Genomic DNA, 14,472 nt, shown 5'->3' with positions numbered 1-14,472 from the left:
CGTCGCCGGTGAACCCGTCCTTGTCGCTGTAGAGCAGGCCGAGCGCGCCGATGGGCCGGGCCTGGGCGATCAGCGGCAGATAGGCGGCGGAGGTGATGCCGAGGTGGTTGATGTGGGGCGTCGAGTCGCGGGGGAGCGGCAAGTGCGTCTGGTGCGAATTCGTCATGCCGGCGCAGGAATGACGAACGGGGGCGGCGCCGGGTCGTCCGGTCCGAAGGGGGCCGATTGCCTCGGCGGAGGGGCGACCCCTACTCGACGGTAACGGAAAGTGACATGTTTGTGCTTGACCGTGACCGCATGCGAGCGATTGACTGCGGCTTTGTCAGTATTTGTCTTCGATGACATGAGGACCCGTGGGAACTGAGCTGCTGGCACCCCTCGATCTGGCCTTCTGGCACCTCGAATCCGATGCCCACCCGATGCACCTCGGCGCGCTCGCCGTCTTCTCCCCGGCACCCGGCCCCGGGCACGGCGCCGGTGCGGACGGTGTGCTGGAACTGCTGGGCGCCCGCGCCGCCGCCATCCCCCGGCTGCGGATGCGGGTGCGGGACGTGCTGCTGCCCGTCGGCGGCGCCGCCTGGTTCGTGGACAAGGACTTCGACGTGCGCCGGCACGTCGAACGGGTACGGCTGGCCGGGGCGGAGTCCGGCGACGAGGGCGGCGCCTTCATGGCGGCCGCCACCCGGCTCGCCGGCGAGCTGATGGAGCGCCCGCTCGAACGGGGCCTGCCGCCCTGGCAGATGTACGTGATCGGCGGCTCCGGCGGCGGTCCCTTCGCGGTCCTGGTCAAGCTCCACCACGCGCTGGCCGACGGAATGCGCGCGGTCGCCATCGGTGCCGGGATCTTCGACGAGATCGCCTCCGCGACCGGCCGGCCGCACGGCGGCGCGCCCGTCCGCCGGGCGCGCGCCGTCCCGCCCCGCTCCTGGATGCCGGGCCCGCGCCAGGTGGCCGGGCTCGCGCTGGGCCGGATCGAGGACCTCGGGCGGGCGTTCGGGGTGGGTGCCTCCATGGTGCGGGCCAGCCGCCTCGACCCGCGCGGCGCGCCCGCGCTCACCGCGAGTTCCAGCGGAACCCGGCGACTGGCCACCGCGGACCTGGACCTCGACGCCGTCCGCCGCGTCCGCCGCGTCGCCGGCGGCACGACCAACGACGTCCTGCTCGCGGTCGTCGCCGGTGCGCTCCGCCGCTGGATGCGCGAGCGCGGCGAGTCGCTGCCCGAGGAGGACCCGCGCGCCCTGGTGCCGGTCTCCCGCCGACGGCCGGGACAGGCCGCCGCGACGGGGAACAGGCTCTCCGGCTATCTGCTCGGACTCCCGGTCCGCGAGCCCGACCCGTGGAGACGGCTCCACGGCGTCCGCGCGGCCATGGACCGCAACAAGGCCGCGGGCCCCCTCAAGGGCGCCGGCGCGGTCGCCGTGCTCGCCGACCAGCTGCCCCTGCTGGCCCACCGCTTCGGGGCTCCCCTCGCCGGGAACGCGGCCAGGATGCTCTTCGACGTCCTGGTCACCAGCGTGCCCCTGCCGCGCTCGGAGCTCTCGCTCGGGGGCTGCCCGCTGCGCGCCGTCTACCCGATGGCGCCGCTGGCCCGTGGCCAGTCCCTCGCCGTCGCGCTGTCCACGTACGGCGGCCGGGTGCGGGTCGGACTGGTGGCGGACGGCAAGGCGCTGCCCGATCTGGATCGGCTGGCGCGCTGCGCCGACGAGGAGGTGGCCGAACTGCTCGCGCTGCTGCCGCGGGAGTGAGCGGACCGGGCTTCCCGGGGGCCGCGCGAGTCGCGGGCCCGCACGGACCGCGGAGCCTCCATCGACCGGAGGGGCCCGCGTGGCCACGGGACCTGCGTGAACCACGCGTCCTCACGAGTTGCGCCGGTTATAGATCGGACAGATTTCCGAGAAAGAGCCATGATTCATGGCATCGGAGGTGTTGACGCGGCCAAGTGATCCGATGAATATTCGCTGTGTGCACGAAGCGATCATCGGGGAGGGCGGCGGAGAGATGCGGCGCAACAGGCTGGGGAACAGCACGGTCGAGGTCACCGAGCTGTCCTTCGGGGCGGCCGCCATCGGAAATCTCTTCACCGCGGTCGACCCCGAACGGGCCGCCGCCGCCGTCGACGCCGCCTGGGACGAGGGCGTCCGCTACTTCGACACCGCCCCGCACTACGGACTCGGCCTCTCCGAACGGCGGCTGGGCGAGGCCCTGCGCGACCGGCCCCGCGACGCGTTCGTGCTGTCCACGAAGGTGGGACGGGTGCTCGACCCGCTGCCCCCGGACGCCGTCGCGAAGGCCGCGGGCGACGGCCTCTCCGAGGGCTTCGCCGTCCCCGTCACCCACCGCCGCCGCTGGGACTTCAGCGCCGACGGCGTGCGCCGCAGCATCGAGGACAGCCTGGAACGGCTCGGCCTCGACCGCATCGACATCGTGTACCTGCACGACCCCGACGACCACGCCGAACCCGCCTTCCGCGAGGCGTACCCGGAGCTGGAGAGGCTGCGCGCGCAGGGTCTCGTCGGCGCCATCGGCGCCGGGATGAACCAGACGGAGATGCTGACCCGGTTCCTGCGCGACACCGATGTCGACGTGGTGCTCTGCGCCGGGCGCCACACCCTCCTCGACCAGTCGGCCCTGACCGGACTGCTGCCCGAGGCGGCCGCCCGGGGCCGCGGCGTGGTCGTCGGCGGGGTCTTCAACTCCGGGTTGCTCGCCGACCCGCGCCCCGGCGCCACGTACGACTACACGGCCGCGCCCCAGGCCCTCCTGGACCGGGCGCTGCGCATCGAGGCCGTCACCGAGAACCACGGCGTCCCGCTGCGGGCCGCCGCCCTCCACTACCCGCTCGCCCACCCCGCCGTCGCCACGGTGCTCGTCGGCACCCGCTCCCCGGACGAGGTGCGCGACGCCGCCGCCCTGCTCCGCCGCGAGATCCCGGACGGACTCTGGGACGAACTGCGCGCCGAGGGCCTGCTGACCGAGAACGGACACTGACATGAGAATCGCCCTGCACACCAAGGTCCGCGCCGACCGCATCGAGGAGTACGAGGCCGCGCACCGCGAGGTCCCCGCGGAGCTGACCGAGGCGATCCGCGCGGCGGGCGCCACCTCCTGGACGATCTGGCGCAGCGGCACCGACCTCTTCCACGTCATCGACTGCGAGGACTACGCGGCCCTCCTCGCCCGGCTGGAGAAGCTCCCCGTCAACGTCGCCTGGCAGGCCCGGATGGACCAGCTGCTCGACGTCGCGCACGACTACTCCTCGGACGGCGCGCAGGCCGGCCTCCCCGTGGCCTGGGAGCTCTGACCATGACCGGCCGGGAAGGGATCGTCGACGCCCACCACCATGTGTGGGACCTGTCGGTGCGCGACCAGGACTGGATCACCGGCGACGAACTCGCCCCGCTCCGGCGCGACTTCACCCTCGCCGACCTGGAGCCCGAGGCCCGCGCCGCCGGGGTGCGGGCCACCGTCCTCGTCCAGACGATCACCGTCCCCGAGGAGACACCCGAGTTCCTGGCCCTCGCCCACGGCAGCGACCTCGTCGCGGGCGTCGTCGGCTGGTGCGACCTCACGGCCCCGGACGTCACCGACACCCTGGCCGCGCTGCGCGAACTCCCCGGCGGCGACCGGCTCGTCGGCATCCGCCACCAGGTCCAGGACGAACCCGACCCAGACTGGCTGCTGCGCCCCGACGTACGACGCGGACTGCGCGCCGTCGCCGACGCCGGGCTCGTCCACGACCTCGTCGTCCGGGCCCACCAGCTGCCCGCGACCGTCCGGGCCGCGGCCCTGCTGCCCGAGCTGACCTTCGTGCTCGACCACGCGGGCAAACCGCCCGTCGCCACCGGCGAGCTGCGCCCCTGGGCCGACGACCTGCGGGCTCTCGCCGCCCGCCCCAACACCGTGTGCAAACTCTCCGGCCTGGTCACCGAGGCCGATGTGCGCTCCTGGACCGTGCGCGACCTGCGCCCCTACGCCGACACCGTCCTCGACGCCTTCGGACCCGACCGGCTGATGTTCGGCTCGGACTGGCCGGTGTGCCGGCTCGCGGCGACGTACCAGGAGGTCGTCGACACGGCCCGCACCCTGATCGGCGACCTCGGCGAGGACGAACGCACCCGTGTCCTCGCCACCACGGCCGAACGTGTCTACGGCCTCTGAACGGGTGTTCAGCGGTTCCTCCGGTGGTCGGTCTACACTCCGGCCCATGCTGCGCGTACTGGCCGTCGACGACGAAGAACCAGCCCTGGAAGAACTCCTCTACCTGCTGCGCGCCGATCCCCGTGTCCGCAGCGCGGAGGGGGCCACCGGGGCCACCGAGGCGCTGCGCCGCATCGGCGGTGCCGTCGAGGCGGGCCCGGACGACCCGGCGGCCATCGACGTGGTGTTCCTGGACATCCACATGGCGGGCCTCACCGGCCTCGACGTCGCCCAGCTGCTGGCCGGCTTCGCGGCACCGCCCCTCATCGTCTTCGTCACCGCGCACGAGGGATTCGCCGTCCAGGCGTTCGACCTGAAGGCCGTCGACTACGTCCTCAAGCCCGTGCGCCGCGAACGCCTGGCGGAAGCGGTGCGCCGGGCGGCCGAACAGGTCGGCGACCGTTCCGCGCCCGTCCTCGACACCGCGGGCGACCAGATACCGGTGGAACTCGGGGGAGTGATCCGGTTCATCCCGATCGACGACATCGCCTACGCCGAGGCCCAGGGCGACTACGCCCGGCTGCACACCGCGACCGGCAGCCACCTCGTCCGCGTCCCCCTCACCACGCTGGAGGAGCGCTGGCGCTCGCGCGGCTTCGTCCGCATCCACCGCCGCCACCTCGTCGCGCTGAGCCGGATCGACGAGCTCCGGCTGGACGCGGGCAGCATGAGCGTGCGCATCGGCGCCGCGGAGCTCGCCGTCAGCCGCCGCCACACCCGCGCGCTGCGCGATCTGCTGATGCGCCGCACCGGCCGCTGACCAGGCCCTACCGGGAATCGTTCCCCTTCCCACGAAGGACCGGGGCTGCGTACACTCCGGGCCCATGTCCGCAGAGCCAACACCCCGGCGCGAAGTGGTGACGGGGGAGCCCCGACGGGTGCGCCCGCTGCCGCGCTACCGCACCCAGTCGGAGATCGACGAGCAGACCGCGCTCGGCGGCGCGTACGTCCGTTCACTGGTGCGCAGCCAACTGCGCGCCGGACTCACCGCGTTCAGCGTCCTCGCCGTAGTCGTCGGGACGCTGCCGCTGGTCTTCGAGGCCCTGCACAGTTCCGCGCTCGTCTGGGCCGTACTCGGATTCGCCGCCTATCCGCCGCTCGTCCTGATGGCCTGGTGGTACGTACGCCGGGCCGAGCGCAACGAACACGACTTCGCCCGGCTCGTGGAAGGCCGCTCCGCGCAGTGAGCCGTACGTACGCGGTGGCGGCCGTCGCAGCCGTCGTCCTCGCCACCGTCCTCGTCGGCGGCTTCGGACTCCGGATCTCCCGGACCACCTCCGACTTCTACGTCGCCTCACGCACCGTGCGGCCCCGCCTCAACGCCGCCGCCATCAGCGGCGAGTACCTCTCCGCAGCCTCCTTCCTCGGCATCGCGGGACTGGTCCTCGTGCACGGCCCGGACATGCTCTGGTACCCGGTCGGCTACACCGCCGGCTACCTGGTGCTGCTGGTCTTCGTCGCCGCTCCGCTGCGCCGCTCGGGGGCGTACACCCTGCCCGACTTCGCCGAGGGGAGACTGGAATCGCGGCAGGTGCGCAGACTGGTGAGCGTCTTCGTGGTCGCGGCGGGCTGGCTCTACCTCGTACCGCAGCTCCAGGGCGCCGGGCTGACGCTGAAGATCCTCACCGGGGCGCCCGGCTGGCTCGGCGACGTGCTCGTGGCGGCGGTCGTCGTCCTCGCCGTCGCCGCGGGCGGCATGCGGTCCATCACCTTCGTACAGGTCTTCCAGTACTGGCTGAAGCTGACCGCCCTCCTCGTCCCCGCGATCTTCCTGGTGCTCGCCTGGCAGGGCGACGGGCGGCCCCGCGCCACCTTCGACGAACAGCTCTCCGTCTTCCGCGCCGAGCACCCGATGTACGCCACGTACGGGCTGATCATCGCGACGTTCCTGGGCACCATGGGCCTGCCGCACGTCGTCGTCCGCTTCTACACCAGCCCCAACGGCCGCGACGCCCGCCGCACGACGGTCGTCGTCCTCGCCCTCATCGGGGTGTTCTACCTGCTGCCCCCGGTCTACGGTGCCCTGGGCAGGCTGTACGCCCCCGAGCTGATCCGGGGCGAGGACGCGGACGCGGCCGTGCTGCTGCTGCCCGGCCGGGTCATCGGCGGCCTCGGCGGGGACCTGCTCGGCGCGCTGGTCGCGGGCGGAGCCTTCGCCGCGTTCCTGTCGACCGCGTCCGGCCTCACGATGGCCGTCGCCGGGGTCATCACGCAGGACGTGCTCCCCTCGCGCGGGGTCCGGCACTTCCGGCTCGCCACCGTGCTCGCCATGTGCGTCCCGCTGGCCGGTTCGCTGCTGGTCAGCCGGGTGCCGGTGGCCGACTCGGTGGCGATGGCGTTCGCCGTCTCGGCGTCCTCCTTCTGCCCGCTGCTGATCCTCGGCATCTGGTGGCGGCGGCTCACCCCGCCCGGCGCGATCGCCGGACTGCTGCTCGGCGGCGGCTCCGCGTTCCTGTCCGTCACCATCACCGTCAGCGGCGCGGTGCGCCCGCCGGGCTGGGCGCACGCCCTGCTGGCCTGGCCCGCCGTCTGGTCGGTGCCGGTCGGCTTCCTCGCGATGGTCCTGGTCTCCCTCGCCACGCCCGGTCGCATCCCGCCCGGCACCAACGCCGCCATGACCCGCTTCCACCTGCCGGAAACACTGACCTCCGGGAGACACCGATGACCGGCGCCGGACACGCGGTACTCGTCCTGCCCGTGCTCCTGCTGCTCGGTGCGGCGTTCCTGCTCGGCCGCCGCACCGCCCGGCCCGTCCGCACCAGCGACGTCGGGACCCCCGTCGAGCACGCCACCTTCGAGACCCTGCACACCGCCTCGCTCGCCGCGCCGCCGCTGCGTGCCGGACTCACCGAGGAGAGCGCCCGCAAGGCCGCCCGCGGGCTGCGCTCGCTGCTCGGCACCGACGCGCTCTGCCTCACCGACCGCGACCGGGTGCTGGTCTGGAACGGCGCGGGCGAGCACCACGGCCGGCACGTCATGGAACAGGTGCGCGGCCTCCTCGACAGCGGCCGGGACACCGCCTTCCCCAGCGACTGCGACGACCTGGACTGCCCGCTGCGCTGGGCCGTGGCCGTACCGCTCACCGTCGACCACCGGGTGCTCGGCACCCTCGTCGCCTACGCCCCGCGCGAGTCCGCGGTACTGGCCAGGGCCGCCGGGGAGGTGGCCCGCTGGGTCTGCGTACAGCTGGAGCTGGCCGAACTGGACCGCTCCCGCACCCAGCTCATCGAGGCCGAGATCAGGGCGCTGCGGGCCCAGATCTCCCCGCACTTCATCTTCAACTCACTGGCCGCCATCGCCTCGTTCGTCCGCACCGACCCGGAACGGGCCCGCGAGCTCCTGCTGGAGTTCGCCGACTTCACCCGCTACTCGTTCCGCAGCCACGGCGACTTCACCACCCTCGCCGACGAGCTCCACTCCATCGACCAGTACCTGGCGCTGGTACGGGCCCGCTTCGGCGAGCGGCTCGCGGTCACCCTCCAGATCGCCCCCGAGGTGCTGCCCGTCGCCCTGCCCTTCCTCTGCCTCCAGCCGCTGGTCGAGAACGCCGTCAAGCACGGCCTCGAAGGATCGGCCGCCCCGGCCCGCCCGCTCGGCACCGGCCGGACGGAGGAGACCCCGACCCGCATCACCATCAGCGCCTTCGACGCCGGCTCCGAGGCCGAGGTCGTCATCGAGGACGACGGCGCCGGCATGGACCCGCGGCGGCTGCGCCAGATCCTGCGCGGCGAGGGCGGCCCCTCCACCGGCATCGGACTGCTCAACGTCGACGAGCGGCTGCGCCAGGTCTACGGGGACGACTACGGGCTCGTCATCGAGACGGGCGTCGGCGCCGGGATGAAGATCACGGTGCGGCTGCCGAAGTACCGCGCCGGCGTGCACGGTTCCTGACCGGCGGACGGAGCGCTCAGTGCAACTGGATCGCCAGATGTCCCAGCGGCAGCCCCAGCTGCCAGGCCGGTGTCCACACCTGGGCGGCCTCCTCCGCGTCCGGCCCGTCGCCCAGCGACCCCCGGGGCCGCGGACCGATCGCGTCCAGGTCGGCCGCGAGCAGTTCGGTCTCCTCCAGCCACCGCCAGGCCGCGCGGGCCAGCACCAGATCGGGACTCCCGCCCTCCGCCCCGGGATCGGGGTCCCCGCCGAGCGCGTCGAGCCGTTCGCGGACCCAGCCGCGCCAGGCAGTCCCGTACGCCGTCAGCAGCCGCAGCTCGTCCAGCCGGGCCGCGGGCAGGTCATCGGCCACCATCATGTCGTCGCAGAGGAAGACGGTGAGCGCGAGGGCGTCCCGCCCCGCGCGGTACTCCAGTGTGGACGGCTCCATCAGATTACCGGTCCGCAGTATCCCGTCGGCGACGTACTCGGCGTACATCCAGGCCATCGGGATCAGCAGCCCGCCCCCATTGGTTCCGTCCTGACGTTCCGGGCGCATCCCGTCTCGCCTCTTTCCGTTCTCGCTACCGGGCTCCACGCAGCATTGAACCGGGGGAGCGCGCCCCGCGTGGCCAGAAGGGCAGGATCCGTCACGACCGGGTCCGCACACGACACGAGGATGCGATGAGCGCCGATCCCGGGAAGGACCCGCACGTGCGGCAGTTGCTCGGTGCCTATGTTCTCGACGCGCTCACGGCCGGTGAGACCCGTGAGGTCTGCCGCCACCTGCAGACCTGCGACGGCTGCGCCGCCGACTACGTGCAGGTCGCGGAGGCCGTCTCGCTGCTCGCCCTGCTCGGCGAGGAGGAACTGCTGGAGTAGCCCGGAAGGCTGCGGGCGAGCCGGCGCAGCGCGTAGTAGGACCGGGACTTGACCGTGCCCGGCGGAATGCCGAGCACCTGGGCCGTCTCGTTCACGGTGAGCCCGCGGAAGTACATCTGGACGAGGACCTCGCGGTGGTCCGGGTTCAGGGCGCGCACCGCCTCGCGCACGTCGAGGGCCGAGACCGTGGCCTCGGCGGTGTCCTCCCCGTCCGCGGCCGTCTCCAGCACGACGTCGCCGACCTCGGCCGGGCGGGCCTGCCGGGACCGGCGCGCGTCGATCGCGAGCCGCCGCGCCACGGTGAAGAGCCAGGGCCGCATCGATTCGTACGGGGCGTCGAACGCCTCCGGATGCTGCCAGGCGCGCACCAGCGTCTCCTGGAGCAGGTCCTCGGCCCGCTGCCGGTCGCCGAAGGTCAGCCCCAGCAGGAAGCGGAAGAGCGCGGCACCGTGCTCCCGCTGGAGGCCCGCGAGGGTCCGCTCATCCGTCGTGGTGGTCATCGTGAACGCCCTTCCCGCCGAGGCCCTGCCGCTTCGCTGCCGACGGGCGTATACGAACGCATCGGGGCGCCGAGGAACAGGCGATGGGCCCCGCCGTGCGACGAGCGGTCGCACAGTGCGGCGAATGGTGCGGTGAACGGTCGGGCGGTGCGATGTGTGTACGGGTGACGGCCCCGGACCACGGACGGCGCGCCCCGGCCGCCCGTGGTCCCGTGCCGTCGGCGGACGCCGCCACGGACGGCCGGGGCCGCGCTCAGGACTTCTTCGTCCCCGTGCCCGTCCCGGTCGTCCCCGCCATCTCCGACTTCCGGTAGGAGTAGCCGAAGTAGATGACCAGGCCGACCAGGAACCACACCGCGAACCGCACCCAGGTCTGCCACTGGAGGAAGGTGATCAGCCAGATCGAGAACACCACCCCGAGGGCCGGGACGAACGGCATCCCGGGGGTGCGGAACGTACGCGGCAGGTCGGGCTGCTTGTAACGCAGCACGATCACGGCGATGCACACCACCACGAACGCCAGCAGGATGCCGATGTTGGTCAGCTCGGCGGCCTCGCCGATCGGCAGGAACCCGGCGATCGCCGCCGAGGCCACACCGACGATCCAGGTCACCCGGGTCGGGACGTGCCGGGTGGGGTGGGTCTTGGCGAACCACTTCGGCAGCAGCCCGTCACGGCTCATCGAGAACCACACCCGGGTCACGCCGAGCATGAAGGTGAACATGACGGTCAGGATGCCGATGATGGCGCCCACCGCGATCACGTCGGCGATCCCGCTGAGGCCCACCGCCTTGAAGGCCGTGGAGAAACCGGACTCCGGGTCGATGTCCTCGTAGCTCTGCATCCCCGTCAGCACCAGGCACGCCGCCACGTAGAGGACCATGGAGATGGCGAGGGAGTACAGGATCGCCTTCGGCATGTGGCGCTGGGCGTCCTTGGACTCCTCGGCGGCCGTCGACATGGCGTCGTACCCGAAGACCGCGAAGAACACCGTGGCCGCGCCCGTGAAGGCGCCGCTCACCCCGAACGGGAAGAAGGGGTGGTAGTTGGCGGTGTTGATGTGGAAGACGCCCACGCCGATGACCAGCAGGACGACCAGGACCTTCAGGGCCACCACGACCGTCTCGAAGCGGGCCGCGTTCTTGATGCCGAGGGTCAGCAGGTACGCGACCAGCAGACAGAGCAGCGCGGCGAACAGGTCCACCTTGTGGCCGTCGCCGGTGCCGGGCGCGCCCAGCATCCACTTCGGCACGTCCAGCCCCAGCTCCCCGAGCAGGAAGCTGAAGTAGCCGGAGATGCCGATCGCGACCACCGCCACGATCGCGGTGTACTCCAGCAACAGGTCCCAGCCGATGAACCAGCCCACCAGCTCGCCGAGCACCGCGTATCCGTAGGTGTACGCGGACCCGGCCTTCGGGATCAGCCCCGCGAACTCCGCGTAGCTGAACGCGGCGGCCGCGCTCGCCACGCCCGCGATGAGGAACGAGAGCAGGACGGCGGGGCCGGCGGTGCCGTTGGCCACCGTGCCGGCGAGGGTGAAGATGCCCGCCCCGATGATGCCGCCCACACCGATGGCGGTGAGCTGCCACAGTCCGAGCGTTCTGGTGAGCTGAGCGGTGGCCTCCCCGGCGGGCCCCTGCTCGTCGATCTGCTCGATCGGTTTGCGGCGCAGTACGCCCTCGCCCACTCGGAGCCTTGCCATGAGTCACCTCTTCACTGACGGCCGTCTCTGACGGGCGCTCATGATGACTCAGCCGGAGCCGCTGCGGAAGAAGGCGTGCCGTTTGGCGGAAGAAAGGATTCCGCAGGGGTCAGGGGACCACCGTGACGGGCCAACGACCCGCTTTCACCAGCCGGATCGCCACCGATCCGACGAACCGGTGCCCGGCCGACTCCGACGCGCCCACCACGACGGCGTCCGCCTTCAACTCGTCCGCCGCGGTCACGAGTCCGTTGTAGGGGTCGCCGCGGAAGGTGTGGAACTCCCAGCGCACGTTCCACACGTCCTTCAGCCGCCGGGCCGTCTCCCGGATCTCGTTCACCAGCCCCTCCGCGACCTCGCCGGTGGTGTCGGCGATGGGCGCGCCGAGTGCCGCCCCGGCGGGCAGTACGGGCTGGACGTAGACGAGGGCGAGCATGGCTCCCTGGCGGCGGGCCAGACCTGCCGCGTAGGCCGCGGCGCGCATGGAGGAATCGGACCCGTCGATGCCGGCGACGATCACTTTCGGTCCATCTGTGCCACGTTCGAACTCATGAGGCTGCGGTTCTGTCACGGCAGTGAGGCTATCCGCTGCCGTGGGCCGTCCTCGGACCGGGCGGCGGCCCGGTCCGGTCCGAAGCTGCCGCCTGCCCCGCCGCCGATCCCTCCATCGGGTGCAAAAACCTCCGCCCCCGGTGTCGTCGACCGGGACGCGCCCGCCCGCCGTGCGAGCAGTTGGTCATGAAAAATGATCAGAGGTTTCCGGGGCGCAGGGCGCTGCTGGGCCTGGCCGCCGGACTCGGCACGGCCGCCGCCGTGCGCATGATCGCCGCGGACCCGGCCGGGGCGCCGCTCAGGGATCCCGCACCGGCACGGGCCGGGGCGGCCGGACCTCCGTCGGCCGTCCGGAACCGGCCCGCCCCGTACCGGCTCCGGCCCATGACCGSGGGCGCCCCGCCCCGCTTCCGGCCCGCGGCGCCCCCGGTCCGCACCCGGCCCTTCGAGGAGCTGCCCGAGATCGGACACGCCATGGTCCTGACCTTCGACGACGGCCCGGACCCCCGGTACACCCCGCACATCCTCGCCACGCTGCGCGAGTACGACGTCCGCGCGATGTTCTTCGTCTGCGGGGAAATGGCCCACGACAACCAGGACCTGGTGCGGGCCATCGCCGAGGACGGCCACACCATCGGCAACCACTCCTGGACCCACCCCCTGGTCACCGGACTCTCCCGGGCGGGCGTCCGGGACGAACTCGGTCCCACCAGCGAGGTGATCGAACGGCTCACCGGTGCCGCGCCGCTCTGGTACCGGGCGCCGTACGGGGCGTGGAACCGCAACTCCTTCGAGATCGGCGCCGCCCTGGGGATGGAGCCCATGGCGTGGACCGTGGACACGCTGGACTGGACCGAACCCGGCACCGGCACCATCGTCCGCCGGGTCCGGGAGGGGGCTGCGCCCGGCGTCGTCGTGCTCTCGCACGACGCGGGAGGAGACCGTTCGCAGAGTGTGGCGGCGCTGCGCCGGTACCTCCCCGAACTGCTCGACGACGGCTACCGGATCACGGTGCCGCAGCGTCGCTGAACGCGTTCCGGTTCCGGCCCCGGTACGCCCGTCGCCCCGGGGCCTGTGCACCAGGACCCGGGGCGACGGGCGTACCGACCCTGCCGTCAGCGCGGGCGGTTCTCCCCGTGCCGGCGCGCCATGTGGACGGCGCCGGTGGCCGCGGCCACCGCCAGCACCGTTCCGGCGACGAGCTCCGCGGTGCTCGGACCGCCGCCGCCGAGACCGCCCCGCACACCGGCCGGGGCGACCGCGGAACCGGCCGTCGGCGCGCGGGAGGCCGCGGCGACCGTGAGCCGGACCTTCGCCGTGGAGCCGGGCGGCGCGCTGCAGATGAACGTCACCTCGTGGGAGGAACCGGGCTTCGCGTCCCAGTCGACCGTGGCCGCCGCGGAACCACCTCCGGGAATGGTGACGGTGTCGAAAACACCCGATCCGGCCGTTGCGGTTGCAGAGCACCCCCGGGCCGCCAGGGTGACCTGGCCTCCCGGCGCGATCACCGACGGGGTGACGGTGTATCCGGTCGCGGAGGACGCGCCTCCCGACGATGCCGCGGACGCGATTGCGGCCGGGACGGTCAGGGCGAGGGCGGCGCCGAGCAGGGCGACGGGTGCGACACGTATGGAACGCATGGATGAATCCTCCGGGTCCCCGAGGAGCACTTGCGGAACGGTTTTCCACAAAGTGTCAGAAATGCGCCTCGACCCGCCAAACGCTAGGAGTCGCGCATTCCGCTCGCGATCGGGGTACGCCGCCCGGGGCACCGGTTTCGCCCGAGCGGCGCACCTCGGTGTCACCGTCCGCCCGCGGCTTCCGGGAACAGATCGAGGAACGGTGCGGCGGTGGCCGAGAGGCCCCGCCCGAAGGGGGTGTCGAAATCCCAGATCAGGAAGAGCAGAAAGGCGATCAGAACGCTGAAGAAACCGGCCAGGAGCAGTTCGCGGAAACTCCTGCGGATCTGCAACGTGAAGATCATTCCAACTGTTACCAAAGCCCCGATGACCAGGCCGAACCAGACCACGCCCGGCATGGTCGCCCCCGCGCTCTGCCCGCGTGCGCTGCGCGCGTCGTCGGCCGCGGCGACCTCGTCGACCAGCGGCTGGTACGCCTGCCCCTCGTGGTCGTTCGCCGGCCGGTACTGGGTGACATCGGTGCGTACCCGGTCGAGGAGCCGGGTGCCCTCGGCGGTGAGCGTGCCGTGCTCGCTCATCGACTGCCACTCGTCGTGCACGACATGGCGTACGTAGGCGTCGACGTCGGCGCGGATGCGGGTGCGCACCTCGGCCGGGTAGACGGCGGAGCGGGCCTTCACCTCGTGCAGCGCCTGGGCCTCCTGGCGCACGTACTCCTGGGCGGCGCCGCGGCCCTCCCAGACGCCCGCGATGGCGAGGCCCAGCACGATCGCGTAGACCACGCCGATCATCATCGTCATGTACTCGATGACGTCGGGGGTCTCGGACGGGTCGTCGTCCTCCCCGACCCGACGGTTGTTGAGCACGGCGATGGTCAGGACGACGGCACTTGCCGCGGCCATGGCGAGGGTGAGAACAAGCCATTCCGACATGAGACTTCTCCGGAGGTCAGCGGGAGCGGGGACGCAGGACGGCGACGGCGAACACCGCGGGCGCCGTGATCAGCAGGGTGAGGGTGACCAGGGAGGTGCCGCGTCGGGGGACCTTGCGCGGTGGCTTGCGGTAGGTGGGGAGCGCCACGGGACGGGACGAGGCGGCCGCGGGACGTGCGGAGGGCGGGGACGAGGGG

16 protein-coding genes and 1 pseudogene are annotated in these 14,472 nt (G+C 72.5%); 10 read left to right on the top strand and 7 right to left on the bottom strand.

Going from position 1 to position 14,472, the window contains the following annotated elements:
• Window positions 1-353 precede the first annotated feature (353 nt).
• From EAO76_RS21105 to EAO76_RS21070, 8 genes are all read left to right on the top strand, one after another.
• Window positions 354-1,745: a wax ester/triacylglycerol synthase family O-acyltransferase gene (locus EAO76_RS21105; RefSeq protein ID WP_148837513.1), complete on the top strand. Its 1,392-nt coding sequence runs from the start codon at window positions 354-356 to the stop codon at window positions 1,743-1,745.
• A gap of 253 nt (window positions 1,746-1,998) precedes the next feature.
• Window positions 1,999-2,988, top strand: a complete 990-nt coding sequence (locus EAO76_RS21100; protein ID WP_148837556.1) for an aldo/keto reductase — start codon at window positions 1,999-2,001, stop codon at window positions 2,986-2,988.
• A 1-nt stretch (window position 2,989) separates the two neighbouring features.
• The gene (locus EAO76_RS21095; RefSeq protein ID WP_148837512.1) at window positions 2,990-3,301 is read left to right on the top strand and encodes an L-rhamnose mutarotase; all 312 of its coding nucleotides are present in this window, start codon (window positions 2,990-2,992) and stop codon (window positions 3,299-3,301) included.
• A 2-nt stretch (window positions 3,302-3,303) separates the two neighbouring features.
• Window positions 3,304-4,158, top strand: coding sequence for an amidohydrolase (locus EAO76_RS21090; RefSeq protein WP_148837511.1), 855 nt, complete (start codon window positions 3,304-3,306; stop codon window positions 4,156-4,158).
• 46 nt (window positions 4,159-4,204) lie between these two features.
• Entirely contained in the window at window positions 4,205-4,957 is a 753-nt protein-coding gene (locus tag EAO76_RS21085; protein WP_148837510.1) for a LytTR family DNA-binding domain-containing protein, read from the top strand.
• Window positions 4,958-5,021: 64 nt separating this feature from the next.
• Window positions 5,022-5,384, top strand: coding sequence for a hypothetical protein (locus EAO76_RS21080; protein WP_148837509.1), 363 nt, complete (start codon window positions 5,022-5,024; stop codon window positions 5,382-5,384).
• Entirely contained in the window at window positions 5,381-6,862 is a 1,482-nt protein-coding gene (locus EAO76_RS21075; RefSeq protein ID WP_148837508.1) for a cation acetate symporter, read from the top strand. The genes EAO76_RS21080 and EAO76_RS21075 overlap by 4 nt, the downstream gene beginning before the upstream one ends.
• A complete protein-coding gene (locus EAO76_RS21070; RefSeq protein WP_148837507.1) occupies window positions 6,859-8,088 on the top strand; it encodes a sensor histidine kinase in 1,230 nt (409 codons plus the stop codon). The genes EAO76_RS21075 and EAO76_RS21070 overlap by 4 nt, the downstream gene beginning before the upstream one ends.
• Window positions 8,089-8,104: 16 nt before the next feature.
• On the opposite strand, the gene EAO76_RS21065 is transcribed toward EAO76_RS21070, so the two are convergent.
• Window positions 8,105-8,626, bottom strand: coding sequence for a hypothetical protein (locus EAO76_RS21065; RefSeq protein WP_148837506.1), 522 nt, complete (start codon window positions 8,624-8,626; stop codon window positions 8,105-8,107).
• 125 nt (window positions 8,627-8,751) lie between these two features.
• Here EAO76_RS21065 and EAO76_RS21060 point away from each other — a divergent pair, with 125 nt between their 5' ends.
• A complete protein-coding gene (locus EAO76_RS21060) occupies window positions 8,752-8,949 on the top strand; it encodes a zf-HC2 domain-containing protein (protein WP_148837505.1) in 198 nt (65 codons plus the stop codon).
• Here EAO76_RS21060 and EAO76_RS21055 read toward each other — a convergent pair.
• The 3 genes from EAO76_RS21055 to EAO76_RS21045 all read right to left on the bottom strand — a co-directional run bounded on the left by EAO76_RS21055 (window position 8,883) and on the right by EAO76_RS21045 (window position 11,722).
• Window positions 8,883-9,449: a sigma-70 family RNA polymerase sigma factor gene (locus EAO76_RS21055; protein ID WP_148837504.1), complete on the bottom strand. Its 567-nt coding sequence runs from the start codon at window positions 9,447-9,449 to the stop codon at window positions 8,883-8,885. The two genes, EAO76_RS21060 and EAO76_RS21055, sit on opposite strands and share 67 nt — an antisense overlap.
• Window positions 9,450-9,702: 253 nt before the next feature.
• The gene (locus EAO76_RS21050) at window positions 9,703-11,151 is read right to left on the bottom strand and encodes an amino acid permease (protein ID WP_148837503.1); all 1,449 of its coding nucleotides are present in this window, start codon (window positions 11,149-11,151) and stop codon (window positions 9,703-9,705) included.
• 109 nt (window positions 11,152-11,260) lie between these two features.
• Window positions 11,261-11,722, bottom strand: a complete 462-nt coding sequence (locus tag EAO76_RS21045) for a universal stress protein (protein ID WP_148837502.1) — start codon at window positions 11,720-11,722, stop codon at window positions 11,261-11,263.
• Window positions 11,723-11,889: 167 nt separating this feature from the next.
• Here EAO76_RS21045 and EAO76_RS21040 point away from each other — a divergent pair, with 167 nt between their 5' ends.
• Complete coding sequence (locus EAO76_RS21040; protein WP_148837501.1) at window positions 11,890-12,732, top strand: polysaccharide deacetylase family protein; 843 nt, start codon at window positions 11,890-11,892, stop codon at window positions 12,730-12,732.
• Between the two features lie 86 nt (window positions 12,733-12,818).
• Here the strand turns inward: EAO76_RS21040 and EAO76_RS21035 are convergent, their stop codons facing one another.
• From EAO76_RS21035 to EAO76_RS45450, 3 genes and pseudogenes are all read right to left on the bottom strand, one after another.
• Complete coding sequence (locus EAO76_RS21035) at window positions 12,819-13,343, bottom strand: hypothetical protein (RefSeq protein WP_148837500.1); 525 nt, start codon at window positions 13,341-13,343, stop codon at window positions 12,819-12,821.
• A 161-nt stretch (window positions 13,344-13,504) separates the two neighbouring features.
• On the bottom strand, window positions 13,505-14,275 hold the full coding sequence (locus tag EAO76_RS21030) for a DUF4239 domain-containing protein (protein ID WP_148837499.1): 771 nt from the start codon (window positions 14,273-14,275) through the stop codon (window positions 13,505-13,507).
• A gap of 16 nt (window positions 14,276-14,291) precedes the next feature.
• A pseudogene (locus EAO76_RS45450) lies at window positions 14,292-14,472 on the bottom strand (hypothetical protein); the annotation flags it as partial.

Origin of the sequence: Streptomyces sp. sk2.1, from assembly GCF_008120935.1 — a bacterium.
Lineage (GTDB): Bacteria > Actinomycetota > Actinomycetes > Streptomycetales > Streptomycetaceae > Streptomyces.
This window is presented reverse-complemented; position numbering and strand designations above follow the sequence as displayed.